The 20488-nt window shown below is 54.8% G+C and carries 15 protein-coding genes; 3 read left to right on the top strand and 12 right to left on the bottom strand.

Annotated features, from left to right (window positions below; genetic code table 11):
* Nucleotides 1-33: 33 nt before the first annotated feature.
* From LQK91_RS19560 to aaeX, 4 genes are all read right to left on the bottom strand, one after another.
* Complete coding sequence (locus LQK91_RS19560; protein ID WP_105100024.1) at nucleotides 34-1485, bottom strand: NAD-dependent succinate-semialdehyde dehydrogenase; 1452 nt, start codon at nucleotides 1483-1485, stop codon at nucleotides 34-36.
* 113 nt (nucleotides 1486-1598) lie between these two features.
* A complete protein-coding gene (gene aaeB / locus LQK91_RS19555) occupies nucleotides 1599-3551 on the bottom strand; it encodes a p-hydroxybenzoic acid efflux pump subunit AaeB (protein ID WP_039659442.1) in 1953 nt (650 codons plus the stop codon).
* A gap of 9 nt (nucleotides 3552-3560) precedes the next feature.
* Nucleotides 3561-4493: a p-hydroxybenzoic acid efflux pump subunit AaeA gene (gene aaeA, locus LQK91_RS19550; RefSeq protein WP_008925808.1), complete on the bottom strand. Its 933-nt coding sequence runs from the start codon at nucleotides 4491-4493 to the stop codon at nucleotides 3561-3563.
* Nucleotides 4494-4500: 7 nt separating this feature from the next.
* Nucleotides 4501-4704: a p-hydroxybenzoic acid efflux pump operon protein AaeX gene (aaeX, locus tag LQK91_RS19545; protein WP_003855277.1), complete on the bottom strand. Its 204-nt coding sequence runs from the start codon at nucleotides 4702-4704 to the stop codon at nucleotides 4501-4503.
* 231 nt (nucleotides 4705-4935) lie between these two features.
* Between aaeX and aaeR the strand changes: the two genes are divergently transcribed.
* Nucleotides 4936-5853: an HTH-type transcriptional activator AaeR gene (gene aaeR, locus LQK91_RS19540; RefSeq protein WP_003855274.1), complete on the top strand. Its 918-nt coding sequence runs from the start codon at nucleotides 4936-4938 to the stop codon at nucleotides 5851-5853.
* A 33-nt stretch (nucleotides 5854-5886) separates the two neighbouring features.
* Here aaeR and tldD read toward each other — a convergent pair whose 3' ends face one another.
* The 8 genes from tldD to csrD form a co-directional block, all read right to left on the bottom strand.
* Nucleotides 5887-7332, bottom strand: a complete 1446-nt coding sequence (gene tldD / locus LQK91_RS19535) for a metalloprotease TldD (RefSeq protein WP_008925809.1) — start codon at nucleotides 7330-7332, stop codon at nucleotides 5887-5889.
* 64 nt (nucleotides 7333-7396) lie between these two features.
* Nucleotides 7397-11236 (bottom strand): AsmA2 domain-containing protein YhdP, encoded by a 3840-nt coding sequence (gene yhdP / locus LQK91_RS19530; RefSeq protein WP_105100023.1) that lies wholly within the window; start codon nucleotides 11234-11236, stop codon nucleotides 7397-7399.
* Nucleotides 11237-11386: 150 nt separating this feature from the next.
* The gene (gene rng / locus LQK91_RS19525) at nucleotides 11387-12856 is read right to left on the bottom strand and encodes a ribonuclease G (RefSeq protein ID WP_008925811.1); all 1470 of its coding nucleotides are present in this window, start codon (nucleotides 12854-12856) and stop codon (nucleotides 11387-11389) included.
* Nucleotides 12846-13439 (bottom strand): Maf family protein, encoded by a 594-nt coding sequence (locus tag LQK91_RS19520; protein ID WP_003855266.1) that lies wholly within the window; start codon nucleotides 13437-13439, stop codon nucleotides 12846-12848. Before LQK91_RS19520 ends, rng begins: the two co-directional genes overlap by 11 nt.
* A gap of 8 nt (nucleotides 13440-13447) precedes the next feature.
* Complete coding sequence (gene mreD, locus LQK91_RS19515) at nucleotides 13448-13936, bottom strand: rod shape-determining protein MreD (RefSeq protein ID WP_003855265.1); 489 nt, start codon at nucleotides 13934-13936, stop codon at nucleotides 13448-13450.
* Entirely contained in the window at nucleotides 13933-14952 is a 1020-nt protein-coding gene (mreC, locus tag LQK91_RS19510; protein ID WP_003855263.1) for a rod shape-determining protein MreC, read from the bottom strand. The genes mreD and mreC overlap by 4 nt, the downstream gene beginning before the upstream one ends.
* Nucleotides 14953-15100: 148 nt before the next feature.
* Nucleotides 15101-16144: a rod shape-determining protein MreB gene (gene mreB, locus LQK91_RS19505; protein WP_003855260.1), complete on the bottom strand. Its 1044-nt coding sequence runs from the start codon at nucleotides 16142-16144 to the stop codon at nucleotides 15101-15103.
* 310 nt (nucleotides 16145-16454) lie between these two features.
* Nucleotides 16455-18404 carry an RNase E specificity factor CsrD gene (gene csrD / locus LQK91_RS19500; RefSeq protein WP_105100022.1) on the bottom strand — a complete coding sequence of 650 codons (1950 nt, stop codon included), beginning with the start codon at nucleotides 18402-18404 and terminating at the stop codon, nucleotides 16455-16457.
* A gap of 284 nt (nucleotides 18405-18688) precedes the next feature.
* On the opposite strand from csrD, the gene msrP reads away from it, so the two are divergent.
* On the top strand, nucleotides 18689-19693 hold the full coding sequence (gene msrP, locus LQK91_RS19495) for a protein-methionine-sulfoxide reductase catalytic subunit MsrP (RefSeq protein ID WP_003855250.1): 1005 nt from the start codon (nucleotides 18689-18691) through the stop codon (nucleotides 19691-19693).
* Nucleotides 19694-20299, top strand: a complete 606-nt coding sequence (gene msrQ / locus LQK91_RS19490) for a protein-methionine-sulfoxide reductase heme-binding subunit MsrQ (protein ID WP_003855248.1) — start codon at nucleotides 19694-19696, stop codon at nucleotides 20297-20299.
* Nucleotides 20300-20488: the final 189 nt, after the last annotated feature.

The following is a 20488-nucleotide window of genomic DNA, read 5'->3' as shown; positions in this document are numbered from 1 at the left end:
GCGGGCGGCCTTTGCCGCCCCCGTTCATGTCCGCTAGTCCAAGCCGCCCAGATGCAGCGCTTTGACCTCCTGATACTCCTCCATGCCAAGTACCGAGCCTTCCCGACCCAGACCCGACTCTTTAACACCACCAAAGGGTGCCAGCTCGGTTGAAACAGCACATTCATTAATACCGATCATGCCACTTTCCAGCGCCGCTGAAACACGGAACACCCGTTGCAGATTTTGAGTGTAAAAGTAAGCGGCAAGACCAAACGGCGTATCGTTGGCCCGGCGGATGACATCCTCTTCGTCATCAAAGCGGAAACAGGCGGCCACCGGACCAAACGTCTCTTCCTGGGCGAGTTGCATACCTTCGTGTGCCTCGGTAATTACGGTCGGCTGCCAGAAGTTGCCGCCCAGTGCATGACGTTCGCCGCCCGCCAGTAATTTGCCACCTTTCGCTACCGCGTCTTTAACGTGTTGCTCAACCTTCTCCACTGCTGATGCTTCAATTAAGGGGCCGACAATGACGCCCTCTTCCATCCCGTTGCCCACCTTCAGCGCGTTCACTTCGGCGGCCAGTTGTTGTGTGAAGCGGTCATAGACGGCGTTGTGAATGTAAAAGCGATTAACGCTGACGCACACCTGGCCCGCATTGCGAAATTTGTTGGCAATCGCACCCTGAACGGCAGCCTCAATGTCGGCATCGTCGAACACGATATAAGGGGCATTCCCGCCAAGCTCCATCGATACTTTTTTCATGGTTTCGGCGGCATTGCGCATCAGCAGCTTGCCCACCTGGGTAGAGCCGGTAAACGAGATTTTGCGCACCCCTTTGCTGGCCATGATTGCATCGCTGATAGCATGAGTATCACCCGCGACCGCGTTCAGTACGCCATCTGGCACGCCTGCCTGCTTCGCCAGTGCCAGCAAGGCAAAGGCGGAAAGTGGCGTGTTGTTGGCGGGTTTAATAATGCCGGTACAGCCTGCTGCCAGAGCCGGGCCCAGTTTGCGGGTCAGCATTGCCATCGGAAAATTCCACGGCGTGATGGCAGCCACTACGCCAATCGGCTCGCGAGTGGCCAGAATACGGGAGCCTGGTTTTGCGGGTGGAATGATCTCTCCATTAGCTCGTTTCGCCTGCTCGGCAAACCACTGGATAAAACTGGCGGCATACTCGACTTCCCCTTCCGCCTCTTTCAGGGGCTTGCCTTGTTCGGTCGTCATTAGCTGTCCAAGCCAGCGCTTATTCTCAATGATCAACTGATACCAGCGAGTAAGAATGTCAGCGCGCTCTTTCGCCGTCTTCGCCCGCCAGGCAGGAAAGGCACGTTCTGCGGCGGCGATTGCCTGTTCCGTTTCAGCTTTCCCTGCTTTTGCAACCTGCGCAATCACCTCACCGGTTGCCGGGTTAGTGACGTCAAAAGTGGAGGCAGCCTGATGCCACTGACCGTCCGCTAAATAGCCGGTCCGGAACAGTTCGCTCTCTTGCAGTGATTTCATTGATTCGCTCCTGTCAGTTTTACGCTTCCGTCTGAAGAGTATAGTTGGCAAAAGCGACAGATTTTGTGTCGGGCGGGGATTGCGCCGGCCGCTGCAGGTGACAGCGGCCAGTTTCAGATTTGGATGAGCGTGTTCTGATACTTATCCAGCATCATCGCCAGTCGTTTTACGGGTTCTGTTACGCTGACGGGTGCATCGTAATGGACCAGTTTCTCCTGATAGACATCCAGCTCCTTCAGCAGACGCTCAAAGTAGTAACGGCGCTTGTCGTCGCTGCTGGCGGAGATCACCCGATCTGCGGTGTAACGCAGTTGTCGGTGATACGCAGAGAGGTCTGCGTTAACCGGCACGTCTGCATCACGTAAGCGCTGATGGCCAATGATCAGTGTCAGCGCGATGCGATATTTATTGATATCGCCTGGAAACAGATTCAGCAGCAAAAACAGTTGCTGATAGAGCGCTGGCAAATGGTTTTCACGTCGCCGCGCCTGATTGGTGGTCATGGCGGAGACGGCCGCATACATAAAGCGATTCAGCAGCTTGCGTCCGGTACGCGCCTTTGATTTATCACGAATTAACAGGATCACCATCATCGCCACAAAGCAGCCGATAACCTGTCCGAGCACGTTGTCCAGAAAGACATTGGTATGAAATTGCATCGGATTATCAAGAACCACGACGTTGAGAGTACCAATTAAGGCGCCCAGCGTGCCGATCTGACGCCGCTGAATAAAGATGCCAGCGATAAAGCCCAGCACGCCAATTGCGATGCAGAGCAGCAATGCGCTCTGCTGAGTAGCAGGGAGAACATACATAAAGTAGAGCGCACCCAGCGGAACCGCGACTGTCATGCCGTAGAGAAAATCTTTGGCCATCATCAGTGGATTAGGCATACGCATTGCCAGTGCGGTGATTACCGCCAGCATCACCATACAGCCACTGCCTGAGGTCCAGCCGGTATAAAGCCAGAACAGTGAACCCAGCGCGGTGGCAACAAAGGTACGAATACCATTGATCATGGCATGATGTGTTTCAGCGGAACGCGCCTGAATCACCACTTCCCGCTGTAAAATCTCCTCTTCCAGCGAGGTGATTCGGCTGTTGCTTTTAATACCATTGAGCAGCAGGAGATATTCGGTGGCAGTGCTAACCCAACTGGCCAGCGTGACCGGCGTCGATTTGCCACTGGCACCGATCACCCGCCGCATCACTTTCATCCGCTTGTGCACCTCTTCAACCGTCGACGCGGGCTTTTCAACCATCAAACGATATTGAGGCGGAATGTAGTCAGGGCGAGAATTCTGAATGAGGAAGGTTTCAGCAGCCTGCGTAATCAGCGTCAGCGACAACGTGTTCAGCATCTGCAAACGGCGGTGACTGTTCTTCCAGCGTGACGACTCCATCATCAGCTGGCTGCGCATGCTGTTCAGGGCTGAAGTGCGACGCACCAGGGCTCCCCATGCTTTGTCGACCTCTTCTTTATCACCATGTGCGACGCAGAGTTGCAGCAGGTGATAATGCGCCACCAGCAGCGAATCCACTTCGGCGTCGATCACTTTTTTGATTGAACGTGGCGAGAAAATCATGTCGGCCAGAATGGCACACAAAATACCGAGAACGATTTCACTGCAACGCTCAACGGCGTATTGCGGTACCAGTGTCAGACCGCCGCTGGCGTTGGCCGTGACCACAATAATGAGCGCCGTGTAGCCCGCCAGTCCCAGTGCGTAAGAGTTTTCAACTTTGATCAGCGACGAAAGCCAGACGCAGAGCCCTGCCCAGATGCAGCACAGCAGCAGCATCACGACCGGCGCACGAACGGTGGCAATCATGATGGTCAGCGCGGCAATACACCCAATGAATGTCCCGATAATACGCAAAACACCGCGATAACGCAGCGCCCCTGAATAGGGATCACCACCGGCCGCAAACGCGGTGCCGCCCGCCACGATCCCGGCGGTCATCACTGCCCAGCGTGGCGTTTCAAGGTTCAGGTGGAACCCCACCATCAGCGCTAATACCAGCGCAAAGGTGAGTTTTACCGGGAAACGCAGAAACTGGATCATATCGCCCTCTTAACCAAACTCACGCAGGCGATTAAACAGTCGGATCATCGGTGACACCTGTTCAGGCTGACGATCGACCTGGCCCGTTATCACCACCGTTGCCGTGGTTCCTGCCGGGAAGCGATTACCTGGCTGGTCATCCAGCCGAATTCGCACAGGCACACGCTGCGCCAAACGGACCCACTCCAGGTTGGAGTCCACTGTTGCCATACCTTTACTGTCGACCGAGCTGCTGCTATTGGTCACGCCAGCCGCCACACTATCGACCGTGCCACGCAATACAATGTTGCTGCCAAGCGGCGTAACTTCCGCACGGTAACCCTTCTCAACACCGTGCAGCTTGGTCTCTTCCAGGTAAGCCAGTACATAGAAGGAGTGCTGCTGAACCAGCGCTACTGCCACAGAACCGCGGGTAATAAACTCACCCTGGTAGACATTAAGGTTAGTGACCCAGCCGTCCGATGGCGCTTTTACAGTGGTGCGCTCAAGGTCAATCGCCGCCAGATCGCGTGTTGCCACCGATTTCGCCAGCTGATGCTCACTGGTTTGCAGATCGTTATTGGATTGCTCGATAGCCTCGCGCGACATCGCGGAGGTGCCAAGCTGATTTCGTCGTCCGGCTTCGCGACGTTTCTCACTCACCAGTGCCTGATAGTACTCAACATCCGCCTGTGCCTGATCAAGCGCTTTCTGATAGCGCGGCCGATCAACCACAAACAGCGTATCGCCCTTTTTAACCAGCTGATTGTCGTGTACCGGAACATCGGTAATGAGGCCGGTGACGTCAGGCGAAATCGCCACCACGTCTGCCGCGAAACGTGCATCCCGGGTCCAGGGCGATTCGGTGTAGAACACCCAGGCGCGGAAAATGATTACCACAGCGATGATGACCAGCAGAATAGTGATCGCGTAGCGCGCGATTTTTCTTATGAGTGCTTTCACTTCAACCTCAGACTAATAAACGGGAGACAAGGTAAAACACACAGCAGTAAAGCGCTGTATTAAAAAGTGCCGGATGCCAGACAAGATCGTAGATACCGCTCGGCGTGAGCACACGTTTCACTAACCAGAACAGCATCAGTGAAATAATAAGTTCGATGAAAACGGGCGGAAAAGAGAGCCCAAACATGACAAATACCGGAAGCACACTCATCAAAAATCCTTAGTTCGACCTTGCCGGGATACTCCTTTGCCTTTCAGATGTCGCGGGAAAACCATCTGGCAGCGCTATCCGAACCGCAGCTGGCTTAATAATAGCGTATCATCGAAGGGTATCAGGCAATGAAGAATCACCGGGAAATACCCCGGCGCGCATATAGTAACGCGCCTGACTATACGTTTTCTACAGAATGTGATCTAAATCACTTTTAAGCCAGAGTAAATAATGGAACGACTGAAAGGCATGTCTGTCTTCGCCAGAGTGGTCGAACTGGGTTCGTTTACCGCCGCGGCACGCCAGCTTCATCTTAGCGTCTCATCAATTAGCCAGATTGTCGCGAAACTGGAAGATGCATTGCAGGTTAAGCTGCTGAATCGCAGCACCCGCAGTATCGGGCTGACCGAAGCGGGTAAAATCTATTATCAGGGTTGTCGCCGTATGCTGGCCGAAGCGACGCAGGTGCATGAGCAGCTCTATGCGTTTAACAACACGCCCATTGGCGAGCTGCGAATCGGCAGCTCCTCAACCATGGCGCAGAATGTGTTAGCCGGCATGACCAGCGACATGCTGCGGGAGTACCCGGGACTGAGTGTGAATCTGGTTACCGGTGTACCGGCGCCGGATTTGATTGCGGATGGTCTGGATCTTGTGATTCGGGTGGGCGCACTAAAAGACTCCAGCCTCTTTTCACGTCGTCTTGGTGCCATGCCAATGGTGGTGTGCGCTGCAAAAAGCTATCTGACGCAGCATGGCACGCCCGAGAAACCAGCTGACATCGATAATTTTTCCTGGCTGGAATATAGCGTACGGCCCGACAACAATTTCGAGCTGATTGCGCCGGAAGGCCTGGTGACCCGCCTGTCACCGCAGGGACGGTTCGTGACGAATGATTCACTGACGCTAATCCGCTGGCTGAAGTCGGGCAATGGCATCGCCTATGTGCCAATGATGTGGGTGATTAATGAGATCAACGCGGGCGAGATCGATATTCTTTTTCCGCAGTATCAGTCCGATCCGCGACCGGTCTACGCGCTCTATACCGAGAAAGATAAGTTGCCGCTTAAGGTGCAGGTTTGTATCGATTACCTGACCGGCTATTTTGAACAGGTGGCTGAACAGTATCAGCAGCACCGTAAAAGCTAACAACCCGCCAGGTGGCGGGTTGTTGAGGTCACATCAGGCGGTGCCGCCGATGGTCAGTTTATCCAGCTTCAGCGTAGGCTGACCGACACCGACCGGCAGGCTCTGGCCCTCTTTACCGCAGACGCCAACGCCTTTATCCAGCGCCAGGTCGTTACCCACCATCGAGATCTGCTGCATCGCTTCAATGCCGGAGCCAATCAGCGTGGCACCTTTGACCGGTTTGGTGATTTTGCCGTTCTCAATCAGATAAGCCTCTGAGGTTGAGAAGACAAATTTGCCGGAGGTGATATCCACCTGACCGCCCCCAAAGTTTGGCGCATAGATGCCGTACTCAACGCTTTCAATAATATCCTGCGGTGATGATTTGCCTGCCAGCATGTAGGTGTTGGTCATGCGCGGCATCGGCAGATGGGCGTAGGATTCACGGCGTCCGTTACCGGTCGGGCTGACGCCCATCAGTCGCGCATTGAGCTTGTCCTGCATGTAGCCTTTCAGCACACCATTCTCAATCAGCATGTTGTACTGGCCGGGAACACCTTCATCATCCACCGCCAGTGAACCGCGCAGCCCTTCAAGGGTGCCGTCATCCACCACGGTACAGAGTTCAGACGCAACCTGCTGACCGATTTTACCGCTGAACACTGAGGTGCCACGGCGGTTAAAGTCGCCTTCCAGACCGTGACCAACTGCTTCATGCAACAGGACGCCAGGCCAGCCCGCACCCAGCACCACCGGCAATGCGCCGGCAGGTGCCGCTACAGCAGAGAGATTAACCAACGCCATGCGCACCGCTTCACGCGCCCAGGCATCAGCGCGCACTTCGCCATTTTCATCTTCAAGGAAGAACGTATAACCGGTACGCGCACCGCCGCCGCTTGCGCCGCGTTCACGCTTGCCCTGATCTTCAACCTGAACGCTGATAGAGAGGCGAACCAGCGGACGAACGTCAGCCGCCAGTGTGCCGTCAGTCGCGGCCACCAGCACCTGCTCGTAAACACCGGTCAGGCTGGCATTGACTTCCTGCACGCGCGGGTCAGCCGCACGGGCCACTTTATCAACGCGATGCAGCAGGGCAATTTTATCTTCACGTGTCAGGCTGCTCAGCGGATCGACCGCAGAATAGAGCGAACGGTTCATTACGGCAGAGAGCGTGTGTGCCTTGCCATTTCCCTGTTCACGTACGATGCTACGTGCCGCTTCAGAAGAGAGACGCAGTGCATTCAGTGTGATCTGGTCTGCATAGGCGAAGCCGGTTTTCTCCCCGCTGACCGCGCGAACGCCCACACCCTGATCGATATGGTATGAGCCATCTTTAATAATTTTATCTTCCAGCACCCAGGATTCGTGAAAGCTGGATTGAAAATAGAGATCGGCATAATCCAGACGACGTTCTGAAAGCTGCCCTAACAGGGAAAATAGGTCCTGCTGATTAATGCCGTTAGCAGTCAGTAACTGCTCACTTACCAGGTTCAGAGTCATCGTTTCTCACTCATTATGTGCTCAGATAATCATAGCCTGCGGTAATTCCGGTACGGCGTCAAATTCACTTGTTGTCAGTTTCACGCGGTTTACGCAGTACTTCATTGATTTCCGGCTTATCCAGTGGGCCACTGATGTGATAACGCAGCAGCGATATCTTGTTCCAAAGGGGTCCCAGAACTTTACTGGCGGCAAACACCGCGGCACCAATCACCGGATTGATGGCAAAGGCGGTTGCCACGCCGACTGAAGCGGATATTTCCGGCGCCACCACCGCTTCCATGTCAATCTGACGTTTTACCAGGTCGAGATTGCCCTGCATGGCGATATCGGCTTCCAGCCCATCCACCAGCAGGTTATCGGTGCGCATCCTGCCGTTTTCGATCCAGGCGGTGCCGTTAATCGAATCGAAATAGAACGAGTTGGTAAAGGTGTCGCTGAAGTCGAAGCGCAGCTTGCGCAGCAGCGCATCAAAGCTCACCAGTCGCAGGATTTTTCCCGCTGTGCCTGTGTTGACATCCGCAATCTGGCCTTTGCCAAAGTGGGTCTTCAGGGTACCGCTCAGCGTCTCTGCGGAGGGCTGCCAGGGGGCAGAGCGCCAGTGCAGATCGTAAGAAATATCAAATGGCGCATCGCGCAGCGGCGTGTTGACACCAAACCAGTTGGTCGCGTTATTGACATTCGGGCCTTTGAGCGTCCCCTTCAGCGAGGTGCGCTGGTCATCGGGACGGTTGATCCACTCACCGTTAATTTTAAGCTGCGAACTGCCGGTATCCACTTTACCATTAGTAAGCGCTAACTTATCTCCTTCAGGTTGCAGCGCCGCAGATATCTGACCATATTTCTGGCCGAGCACCCAGCATTCTTTACAGCGTAATTGCAGAGCGGGCCACTGGCTGAAATTAATGTTTTTGGCTTGCTGAGGAGACGCTTTGCCGCCTTTATCGGCATCACCTGCATCATTACCCCACTGCGGATTGTAGTAGAGGTAATCCAGGTTCACTTGCCACGGCGCTTTAGGTGCCATTAGCAGCGCACCACGCAACTCTTTCGCATTGACGCTGACCTGGCTATTGCCGCCTGAACCCTGCGCCAGCGTCGCCTCAACATCATGCCATTGCTGCCCGGCCAGCGTGACTGCCGGACTGCGCAGCGTGATGTTACCCGGCAGCGTGACGCCACCCGTCTGGAAATCGCTACCGCCGCCTGATGCACGTGTCCCGGAAGAACCTCCGGCAGCCATCATCGCCACCCAGGCCTCGCCATCCAGCGCAGGCAGGTTCAGCACCATGCCAGCATGATCGGGCAGAGCCGGCGTTTTCCGGGCATCATTCAGCCAGATGCCGCGGTCAACACGCAACGTCGGCTCCAGCAACCAGCGGCTGTTAAAACGGTGGTCTTCATCAATGCTGCCACTGAGATCGAAATGGTTCAGGTCACCGCTGGCCTGAATGGCAATCGGCATTGCCTCACCGGCATTTTTATCGAGCGGTGCAGGTAAGTGACTACTTACTTCTTTGGCATTACCGTTCAGTACCACGTCATAACGCGCCCCGCCATGATGGGGCAGCGTGATATTCACGTCGCCCTGCCAGGGGAGATGCCCGCCCAGTTGCTTACTGACAGCTGCCGGGACCTCGCTGATTTTAGCGGGTTGCCAGTCGCCCTGAAGGTTGACGTTCACGCCAAAGTCGTCCGGGTTCTCTTTGGTGCTGAAACGGACGCCCATCGGCTGACCAAACCAGTTTGCCCGCAGATCCTCACTCTCCAGATTGCCATTATCGTAACGGAAGCGGCCTGAAAGGTTGTTGATCGTGGTTTTTAACGGCTTGATAAACAGTGAATTATTGTTCAGATCGACATTGCCGCGGGCGTGCACCTGCTCTCCATCCAGTGGAATATCCAGATTCAGATGGCCACCGACGCGGCCTTTGATTTCCAGCTCCGACAGCGCGGCACCCAATGAAGGTTTCAGCGGCGTCTGATCGAAATAGTCAGCGATCTGCGGACCTTCGCCGCTGATATCCCCGTCGATGATCAGTTTTTCTTTAAGATAGTCCGGGATCACCGCCGTGACATTATGCGCGTCCACCTCGCCCAGTCGGGCAATGGGTGCTTTCATCCACAGACCGTCGTTCAGGAAGTTAAGGTCAATATCGAGATTGCTCAACGCCGGCCATTTGGGCTGAAACGCATAGGTCGCCTGGCGAAGCGGCACCCAGACCTGGAACATGCCATCATTGTGCTTGAACGGGAACAGCGCCGGGTTACCTGCAAACAGCAGCGTGGCATTGTCCACCTTGCCACCCTTCACTGCCCCACTCAGATAGTGCGTCAGGCTATTACCCATCAGCGGTACCGGGAAGTAGCGCCAGGCATCGCCCGCATCGGTAAGCCGGATACCGGCCAGAATATCCAGACGGGGTTCACCACCGCTATTCTGCTGATAGCTGAAATCCCCACGCGCCCAGAGCGAGCGAGCCTGCAGGTCAAGGTTTTCACCCGCCAGCGTGAGGCCATGTTCATCACGCAGCCACCGCACCGCACCGGTCACGCGCTTAATCTCTAAAGGGGCCTGGAACATATCGCCATAGGGAACGGTTGCCGCCCCCATATCTACACTGACCTGACCATTGCTCAGGCTGCCGCGCGCTTCACCGCTTAAATGGCTGATGCCCGGCAACAATTTCCAGTGCTGCCAGCTGAAATCACGCCACTTTACCTGGACGCGGGTTTTTTCAGGCTGCTGTAAGGGAATATCCAGCGCCAGGCCATCGACGGTGCCTTGTGGCTGCAGCGTCTGCCAGTTTTCAAACAGCGCCGGAGAGAGCGGCGCAAACAGCGGAACGATAGGTGCAATATGGCTCAATACCAGTTGTGTCGCGCGAACACGTACTTCCGGCTGACCTTCCGGCCCCAGCAGCTGTTTATCCTCAGGACGCCATAACAGAGAGAAGTGGCCGGCGGGCCATGACTGGCCGTCAGTGCTGAGCCGCGTGTGCGGCACATTGACGACCCAGCCATTCTGGAAGCGTGACAAATGCGCGGTCAGCCCATCGACGTCTATGCGGTGTCGGCCGGTCTCGCCCTGCCAGCTGGCGCCCCCCTTGCGCAGCAGCAGATCACCGGCATAAATGTCGCCATCACGCAGGTTGACCCAGGCTGCCAGGCTGAAGCGGGCGCTGTCCAGGCGGGTGTTATCGCGCACCCAGCGGCCCAGCCATGGACGCATGTCGACGTCGTCGGCCTGCATCCAGATGCGACCATCATTGAGTACGCCGTTGCTGTCATTGAGATCGAGCCGCACCTGAACTACGCCGTGCTGGCCGGTAAAGCTCGACAGACTGACTTCACCCTCGGCCCGGTGGCGGTTGTCTTCGTTGACCCAGGAGAGTCGCGGAATCGCCAGTTCAGCATGCTGGCCGGAAGGGGTGCGGAAACGGATGGTGCTATCCCGCAGGTCGAAGTGGTCAAACTGACGCAGAAAGAGTTCATTAATCTGCGCCGGACGGAAGCTGTTTTTCTCTTTGTCGTTGTCGAGTAAAGGACGATTAGTCTCGAGGTGCAGCTGCCAGAAGGTCAGATCGCGAAACTGCCAGCGCCAGTGCAGCAGGGATTGCCAGACGTCGAGCGCCAGGTTGATGCGATTGATCGAGAGTTTACCGTTCTCCTGCAGATCAACGTTGAGATCGCGTACCTGCAGAGTCGGGCCAAAGTTCTCCCACTTGCCCTCTAACTGGCTGGCGTTAACCGGCACACCTGTGCGGTCAGAGATGAATTGCAGAAGGTTGCTGCGATAGCTGTCGAGATGCGGCATCACCAGACGCAATCCGCTGACCAGCAGCGCGACAATCACGATGATTGCCGCGACCAGCAGTAACAAAATCCTCGGCAACTGCCTCACGCACGCCTCTCCTTGTGTTCCGTAAACGACGGATAGTTGGTTCTTAATACCCGACCGTCTTCAGATGAAAGCGTTAAAAGCGCGCATTTTATCTCAAACAAGGGCGATTTTTCAGCCCGATTTCCGAAGAAACCGGTATTCGGACTGGTGTTACATCATCACCACGTCGAACTGCTCCTGAGTGTAGAGCGCTTCGACATGGACTTTGACCTGCTTGCCGACAAAGATTTCAACTTCAGCCAGTGCATGAGACTCGTCGGTTTTTAACGCTTCACCGACCGTCGGTGAAACATAGACCAGGAAACGGTCAGAATCATAGGCGTGGTGAACCCGGACAATTTCACGCATGATCTCATAGCAAACCGTTTCAACGGTTTTCAGCGTGCCGCGCCCTTTGCAGACCGGGCAATCCTGACATAGAACGTGCTCAATGCTTTCACGGGTACGCTTACGCGTCATTTCCACCAGACCCAACGTCGAGAACCCATTGATACCGGTTTTAACCCGATCTTTACTGAGTGCGCTTTCCAGCGAATGCAGTACCCGGCGCCGGTGGTCTTCATTGCTCATGTCAATGAAGTCGATAATGATAATGCCTCCCAGATTACGCAGTCGCAGCTGACGCGCGATCGCCTGAGTGGCCTCAACATTGGTATTAAAGATCGTCTCATCCAGATTGCGATGGCCGACAAACGCACCGGTGTTGATATCGATAGTCGTCATCGCTTCGGTCTGATCGATGATCAGATATCCGCCTGACTTTAGTTCAACTTTGCGATCCAGCGAACGCTGAATCTCATTTTCGACATCAAACAGGTCGAAAATAGGCTGTTTACCGTTGTAAAGCTCCAGCTTGCCGGCCATTTCCGGGATATATTCACCGGTAAATTCCACCAGCATGTCGCAGGTCAGACGGGAGTCGACCCGGATGCGATCCAGCGCAGCGCCGGCAAAATCACGCAGAATACGCTGGGCCAGCGCCAGCTCGCCGTAAAGCAGGCAGCGGGTCTGGTTGCGCTTTTTACGTTCGCTGACTTTGGTCCAGAGACGTTTGAGAAAAGCCGCGTCCTGCGCCAGCTCCTCTTCTCCAATTCCCTCTGCGGCGGTGCGGATGATAAAGCCACCGAGGTCGTCGCAGTAGTCAGCCACCACCGCTTTAAGCCGATCGCGCTCTTTCTCACTCTCAATGCGCTGAGAGACACCAACATGCGATGCGCCCGGCATAAAGACCAGGTAACGCGAAGGCAGGGTAATGTCCGTCGTCAGCCGGGCACCTTTAGTACCCAGTGGATCCTTGACGACCTGAACCACCAGATCCTGTCCCTGACGCACCAGCTCAGCGATATCACGCACGATGAAGTTTTTCTTTTCGTCGCCCGCCACACATTCAGTATGCGGCATGATGTCAGAGGCGTGCAGAAAGGCCGCTTTTTCCAGACCGATATCGACAAAGGCGGCCTGCATGCCGGGCAGAACACGACTGACACGTCCTTTGTAAATATTGCCAACAATGCCGCGCCGCGCTTCACGCTCAATATGTATTTCCTGAAGGATGCCGCCGTCAATATAGGCAACACGCGTTTCAGAAGGCGTGACGTTAACCAGTAATTCAGCCGTCATGTTGACCTCTTACAGCACGCAGTGACTGGAAATGGCTGATCAGCTCCGCTGTCTCAACCAGAGGTAATCCGACCACTGCATGGTAGCTTCCATTAATTTTTCGGACAAAGTTTCCTCCCCTGCCCTGAATACCGTATGCACCCGCTTTATCCATCGGTTCGCCGGTAGCGATATAGTCGTCGATGTCGGTCTCCGTTAAGGTGCGGAATGTCACATCAGTGGTCACAACGCAATCCAGCGCCTGCTGGCTGTCGGCCAGCGCTACCGCCGTCATCACCTGATGTGTATGGCCCGAGAGTTTGCGCAGCATCGCGTGGGCATGGGCGGCATCGCGTGGTTTTTCCAGCACGTCGCCATTCAGCACCACGATGGTATCCGCGCCCAGCACCGGCAGATCCTGCGCGGCCAGTCTGACACCTGCCTGCGCTTTGTCGTTTGCCAGACGGCGGACATAAATTTCCGCCGCTTCATTTGGCTGACGTTGCTCTTCAACGTCAGTCACGATGCGCTCAAATGTCAGGCCAAGTTGAGTTAACAGCTCACGACGACGCGGTGAACCGGAAGCAAGATAAAGGGTTACCATAAATTTCCTTATTGAACAGCGAACTGACGACGAATTTTTCTCATTAATAAGAATAGCCAGGGCCAGAGAATACCGTCGACGACACTGCTCCAGAAAATTTCAGGTCGGAATGAAACGTTGATTACCAGGAACTCTGCCCAGAAGACAATCACATCCATCGCCAGTGACAGCACCATAACCATTAACGCTTGCTGCCACAACGCTAAGTTGCGGAATAACTGGAACTTAAAGGCAATCAGGTAGGCGATGATACTGAGCGCCAGCGCACGCACGCCAAGCGTCGATCCGGCAACCAGATCCATGATGGCACCCAGCACAAATCCAGTACCGACATTGACCCGATGTGGCAGTGCGAGAACCCAATAGATGAGGATCAGTAGCAGCCATGAGGGCCGGAACATATAAATCTCTTCCGGCCACGGCATGATTTGCAGGACTAACGCAACCAGGAAAGAGAGCCAGATGACCCAGCGTCCCTGGCTACGATATCGACTCAAGGCTGGCCCCCGCGTGAACGCGAGGAGTTGCTCTGTCCGCTGCTGCTGGCAGACGGAGCAGGCGGTCCCATCTGAGCGGCTGGCGCTGGCGGGCCCATTTCACCGGCAGGCGGTAAAACCTGCGGCATCATCTGCATCAGACGCTCGTTCGCAACGCGGTGCACTTCATCCTGCGGCAGTGGCATATCGCCATTGCGGTCAGCGCCCCACAGCAACAGCAGGTAACGCAGACGCTGCAGACCGGCGGTCGGATGGGCCTGAATCACCGTGTAAGCGCGCTGGGTGTCCACTTTCACAGAGGAAACTACACCCACCGGATAACCTTCAGGGAAACGACCACCAATGCCAGACGTCACCAGCACATCGCCGACACGAATGTCAGTATTACCCGGCAGATGCTCAAGCTGAAGATCTTCATTACAGCCGTTGCCGGCGGCAATCACACGAATGTCATTACGCAGCACCTGAATCGGCAGGGCATGAGATGCATCACAGATCAGCAGAACACGGCTGGTGAGTTGTCCGACCGCGATGACCTGACCCACCACACCTTTGTCGCTGATGACCGGCTGACCTTCATAGACACCGTTAACGCTGCCTTTGTCGATCACAACCTGGTCGGTGTAAGGATCGGTGCCGGTGGAGATCACCTGCGTCACCATCTTTTGCTCATCCTGACGCAGCGGTGAACCCAGCAGTTCACGCAGACGTGCGTTTTCCTGCTTATATTGCCCCAGCATTAGCAGGTTACTGTTTTTCAGGAAGAGTTCACGACGTAACGCTTTGTTTTCCTGCTCCAGTTGCTGACGCGATGCCAGCGACTCGGACACGCCATCCAACAGCTGACGTGGTCCATTGGCCAGGAAGTAAAACGGACTGACCGACGTATCCAGATAGTTGCGTATTTGGGTAAAAGAACCCACACGGCTGTCGGCAATAATAATGGCAATCGCCACAATTACCGCCAGAAAAAGACGCAACTGCAGGGAAGGCCCCCTGCTAAAAATCGGCTTCATATAATCTGCGTGATCCTCGACAACAGGAGAGGAAGCGACGGCAAAAAACCGTGCTTCCCTGGGCTGAACGCACTGTACCGGCACAGATATCGCCGGTTCACATGCCACTCCCTCGCATGATCATTGCGTTCTCAGCCGGTTGAGGCAATTATTCTTCGCTGAACAAATCGCCGCCATGCATGTCGATCATTTCCAGCGCCTTGCCGCCACCGCGAGCCACACAGGTCAGCGGATCTTCAGCAACCACCACCGGAATGCCCGTCTCTTCCATCAGCAGGCGATCCAGGTTACGCAGTAATGCACCACCACCGGTCAGCACCATGCCACGTTCCGAGATATCTGAAGCCAGCTCAGGCGGACACTGCTCAAGGGCAACCATCACCGCGCTAACGATGCCGGTTAATGGCTCCTGCAGCGCTTCCAGAATTTCGTTGGAGTTTAGCGTAAAGCCGCGCGGTACACCCTCTGCCAGGTTACGACCACGGACTTCAATTTCGCGGACTTCATCGCCCGGGTACGCTGAACCGATCTCATGCTTGATGCGTTCTGCGGTCGCTTCGCCAATCAGTGAACCGTAGTTACGACGCACATAATTAATAATAGCTTCATCGAAGCGATCACCACCAATACGGACTGATGAGGAGTAGACCACACCGTTCAGGGAGATCACGGCCACTTCTGTTGTACCACCACCAATGTCGACGACCATTGAACCGGTTGCTTCAGAAACGGGCAGACCTGCACCAATCGCCGCAGCCATCGGTTCTTCAATCAGAAAGACTTCACGCGCGCCTGCGCCCTGAGCCGATTCACGAATCGCACGGCGTTCTACCTGGGTTGCGCCAACGGGCACGCAGACCAGCACACGTGGGCTGGGACGCATAAAGCTGTTGCTGTGAACCTGCTTGATGAAGTGTTGCAGCATTTTTTCGGTCACGAAGAAGTCAGCGATAACGCCATCTTTCATCGGACGGATAGCTGCGATATTGCCTGGCGTACGGCCGAGCATCTGTTTGGCGTCATGACCCACGGCCGCGACACTTTTCGGCGAACCGGCACGGTCCTGTCGAATAGCGACCACGGAAGGCTCGTTCAGCACGATGCCCTGTCCTTTTACGTAAATCAGGGTATTCGCGGTACCCAGGTCAATGGACAAGTCGTTGGAAAACATGCCACGAAATTTTTTAAACATACTAAGGGATAATCCTGCAAGCTGGGGGCGGAAAATAAAATCCGCTTACTTTACCAACCACACGAAGCTGCCACAAGGCGCAAAAACGTTCTGCTTCGGTGAAAAAAGACGCCTGATTGCGTTTAAGTCATCTGAACCGACGATCTGCAACAGCAGAATGCCGACCAGACGCCATCAGCACTGCTTTTCCCGCGTTTTCCCTGCGCCATGCCCGACATAAAATCTAACATTTCCGGCAGCAAGGTCAGGGATTCAGATGCGGCTAAACATTAAAAAAACCGCAAATTGTCGTTGTTACGACGGCAATTCATTAAATACGGTAACGTTGAGAATATTTCTTCACGTTACTGTTTACCGGAAGCGAAGAGGCAAAAAAGTCTCCCTGTCCGCCTGCGACACCCAGCGCCACTAATGTCTGCCACTCCGCCTTTGTACGAACACCCGTTGCAAACACCTGAATGCCAGTACATTTACAGACTTCAAGCAGGCTCTGCACAAACAGCTGGTTTTCTGTTCGCCGCTCAATATTACGGACCAGACCCGCATCAAGCTTGATCAGTTCCAGCGGCAGCTGTCGTATATAGGCGCTGCTGACCACAGTCAGACCCGCCTGATTGACGGCAACCCGGCAGCCAAAGGCTTTAAGTGCGCGGAATACTGGCACTAAACGGTTGATGTGTTGACATACATCTGCCTCGGCAAGTTCAAATAAAAATCGTTTTCTTTGTGCTTTCGGACACTGCAACAGCATATTCTGTAGCCAGACGACAAATGGACGCTGCAGGAGCGAGGTTATTGTCACCGGGATGACCAGCGTCTCTTCCGGCCAGAGTTCTGAGAGTGCGGCAATGCGGGTCATCAGTTGGCGATCCCAGGCATCAGCCATCCCCAGTTGCTGAACCAGCGGCATATATTCTGCGGCCAGCACCTCTTTATCGCCATCGAAGATGCGGGTCAGCATCACCCGATGCTGAACTTTACCTTCAATATTAACGGTGGGTTTGTGGTAAAGCCTTGGACCACCCCGGCTGAGTGTGTTCTCCAGCAAGGTTCGCCAGCGCACACTTCCGCGTCCGGCATCCTGAGGATTTCCAGCACCGTTAGTCCAGTTGTTACCGCCCAGCAGTGCCGCTCGTCGGGTGGCCATTTCAGCATTTTCAATGACCTGCGGCACGGTCTGCCCGCTGTGCCAGGCACTGATACCGATGTGGATCAGATCATCACGATTCACCATGCGCATCGGCGGCAGAGAATCGACAGCATTAATAAGTTGATCAGCAATACTGTTAGCCTCTTTGAGGCTGCGATGCGGCAGTAATACGGCAAAATCACTGCGGAAATAGCGTGCCAGTAAAGCGCCAGGGTAGCGCAGCACAAAAGTAGAGAGCATGTTGACGAAATTAAACAGGTACTCCTCAACCAGTCCCTGCTCCAGCCTGTCTTTCAGTGTGTCCAGATCGGGCAGACGCACCATCATCACAACACCGTGAGTGCCGACATTTTCCTGATCCTCCAGCAAAGTCGCGAGCTGGTTGTCAAAGAAAAGTCGGTTATTAAGACCGGTACGCCCGTCCTGTGCGGCAAAGGTACGGATTAGCGTGTCGATACGCAGGCGCTGTTCGCCCGCTTCCTGCAGATCCGCCAGCAAGAGATCCATGGCACGGCTCGCCCTGGGAGGCCACTCATCCGCACCACGGTCTGGCATGATTCCACGCTCACCGTTAATAATCGCCTCTGCCCGTGCTTCAAAATTTTCCATGCCGCGCCACTGCCGACTGAGCCAGCGATGCATCATCAGCAACAACAGACTCATCACCAGCACAACGGTAAACAGAATGCCCAGCGTGTAAGTTCCGGTGATAGAACGTAGCCAGGTTTTAGCAGGATCAAGGGTAACGACCCGCAGCTGTAAGCCGGTTTGATGCATTAAAGGCACATCGACCTGAAAAAAACGATTGGGCTCGTCTTCCAGCATCTGATTTTCGTGTCGGGAGAGAGTGAGAAAAGTCTGTTTGCCGTCGTGAAGAGAAATCTGCTCAGCATTCATTATCGGCATCATACGCGTAAGCCAGCCGTGCAACGCTGCAGGCGACTCAGTGAACATCGCCTGATCGACCTCCGTCGCCAGCACCTGCGCCCGATGCTCAACCCGCTGATGGCTGAACCAGAAAACACTTAATGCGCAGCCAGCCAGCATCAACGACATTGCCAGCAAACTTAAAAAGGTAATAAACGCAGATAATTTTGTGGTTAATCGCATCCCTGTGCCTGTATTACTGCGGTGATAACCGGATCATCCGACCTTGTACCCTTAGCCTGACGAAAACGCGAGCAAAATAGCATAATTTGCCCCTGCCGACAGCGCCTGGACGCATGAAGCCGAAGTATATCCCCGGGATATCATCGCAGGTGTTAATCCCGGCAACTTTCAGTGCATTCTCATCGCCGTGCTCAGCCAGGAAATTTCACATTTTCACAGCGAAACTGGCTGATATCAGCGATAGTCATCATGCTGGATGATGACATCCTGTCTGGAGAAGCCCAATGAAACGCATATCCCACCTGACCGAAGCCGACGTAACGCCGGAAAGCATTTTTAACCTGAAGCGCCGCCAGGTGCTGAAAACGCTGGGACTGAGCGCGGCGGCAATGGGTATGCCGGGCGTGGCGAATGCCGATATTCTCAGTTGGTTTAAAGGTAATGACCGTCCACCCGCGCCCGCTGGCCGGGCGCTGGACTTTACTAAACCGGCGAAATATCAGGCCGATCTGACCTTAACACCTGAGGATAAAGTCTCTGGCTACAACAACTTCTATGAGTTCGGGCTGGATAAGGCCGATCCGGCTGCCAATGCAGGTACGCTAAAAACTGCCCCCTGGAAGCTGACCATTGATGGCGAAGTGGCTAAGCCTGTGACGCTGGACATGGATGACATCTTTAAGCGGTTTGCTATGGAACAGCGAATCTATCGCATGCGCTGCGTAGAGGCCTGGTCGATGGTCGTGCCCTGGATAGGCTTTGAGCTGAATAAGCTTCTTTCGCTGGCGGAACCCACCAGCAAAGCGCGCTTTGTCGCCTTCCAGACGTTGTACGACCCGGAGCAGATGCCCGGCCAGAAAGATCGCTTTATTGGCGGCGGACTCAACTATCCTTATGTAGAAGGTTTACGCATTGATGAAGCGATGCACCCGCTGACGATACTGACCACCGGTGTCTATGGCAAAGCGTTGCCGCCGCAAAATGGCGCACCGATTCGTCTGACGGTACCGTGGAAATATGGTTTTAAAGGCATCAAGTCGATTGTGAAAATCACGCTGACCGACAAACAGCCGCCAACGACCTGGAATCAGATTGCTGCCGACGAGTATGGCTTTTATGCCAATGTGAATCCCCATGTTAATCACCCTCGCTGGTCGCAGGCGACAGAGCGATTCATTGGCCCTGGCGGCAGTCTGAAGGTCGAACGCCAGCCAACGCTGTTGTTTAACGGTTATGCCGAACAGGTAGCGTCACTCTACCGAGGCATGGATTTACGGGAGAATTACTAGGTGGTCCGCCTGTCGCTAAAACAGATCACATGGCTCAAGGTGATCCTGCATCTGGCGGCCCTGTTGCCGCTGGTTTATCTGATTCTGGCCGCAATGCAGGGTGGACTGAGTGCGGATCCGGCAAAAGATATTCAGCATTTTACCGGCCGCATGGCGCTGAAACTGCTGCTGGGGACGCTACTGGTTTCACCGCTGGCACGTTACGGCAGGCAGCCGCTTCTTATCCGCACGCGTCGTCTGCTCGGCGTATGGACCTTTGTCTGGGCGTCCCTTCATCTGCTGAGCTATTACCTGCTGGAGCTGGGCGTGGACAATCTGCGTCTGCTGGGCAGCGAACTGATCTCCCGTCCCTACCTGACGCTGGGTATTATCAGCTGGCTGATATTACTGGCCCTGGCGGTAACCTCTTTCCAGCGCGCTCAGCGCAGACTCGGTAAGCGCTGGCAAACCCTGCACAACGCGGTCTATCTTGTCGCGATCCTTGTGCCGATTCACTATATCTGGTCGGTGAAAATCCTGTCACCCCAGCCACTTATCTATGCCCTTCTTGCTGCGATACTGTTAGCGTGGCGTTACAAAAAATTTCTCAAATGGTGGTCCCGCTAGCGCTTCACCCGTTGTTTTCCTCTGCCGTTTTCTGATAAAAGATGTGGCCCGCAGGCTACATCCGATCATCTTCGCAGATAAGACCAGTATTTTGCTGCGAAATGACACGAAACGGATATAATGCCCGGCTTTATTGCTCGTCGGGTCTTCTTTTTAGCCCCGAAAGGTGACAAATGAAGATTCGCAAGG

It is taken from the genome of Pantoea sp. MHSD4 (assembly GCF_021043305.1).
Lineage (GTDB): Bacteria > Pseudomonadota > Gammaproteobacteria > Enterobacterales > Enterobacteriaceae > Pantoea > Pantoea eucalypti.
Note: the sequence above shows the minus strand (reverse complement) of the source record. Positions and strands in the feature narration are given on the sequence as shown.

Excerpts from the sequence above, each read along its gene's own strand:
- LQK91_RS19520 (WP_003855266.1), bottom strand. The coding sequence starts at position 13,439 with ATGGTAACCCTTTATCTTGCTTCCGGTTCACCGCGTCGTCGTGAGCTG.
- aaeB (WP_039659442.1), bottom strand. The coding sequence starts at position 3,551 with ATGATCCAGTTTCTGCGTTTCCCGGTAAAACTCACCTTTGCGCTGGTA.
- aaeR (WP_003855274.1), top strand. The coding sequence starts at position 4,936 with ATGGAACGACTGAAAGGCATGTCTGTCTTCGCCAGAGTGGTCGAACTG.
- aaeX (WP_003855277.1), bottom strand. The coding sequence starts at position 4,704 with ATGAGTGTGCTTCCGGTATTTGTCATGTTTGGGCTCTCTTTTCCGCCC.
- csrD (WP_105100022.1), bottom strand. The coding sequence starts at position 18,404 with ATGCGATTAACCACAAAATTATCTGCGTTTATTACCTTTTTAAGTTTG.
- mreB (WP_003855260.1), bottom strand. The coding sequence starts at position 16,144 with ATGTTTAAAAAATTTCGTGGCATGTTTTCCAACGACTTGTCCATTGAC.
- tldD (WP_008925809.1), bottom strand. The coding sequence starts at position 7,332 with ATGACTCTGAACCTGGTAAGTGAGCAGTTACTGACTGCTAACGGCATT.
- mreC (WP_003855263.1), bottom strand. The coding sequence starts at position 14,952 with ATGAAGCCGATTTTTAGCAGGGGGCCTTCCCTGCAGTTGCGTCTTTTT.
- LQK91_RS19560 (WP_105100024.1), bottom strand. The coding sequence starts at position 1,485 with ATGAAATCACTGCAAGAGAGCGAACTGTTCCGGACCGGCTATTTAGCG.
- rng (WP_008925811.1), bottom strand. The coding sequence starts at position 12,856 with ATGACGGCTGAATTACTGGTTAACGTCACGCCTTCTGAAACGCGTGTT.
- msrP (WP_003855250.1), top strand. The coding sequence starts at position 18,689 with ATGAAACGCATATCCCACCTGACCGAAGCCGACGTAACGCCGGAAAGC.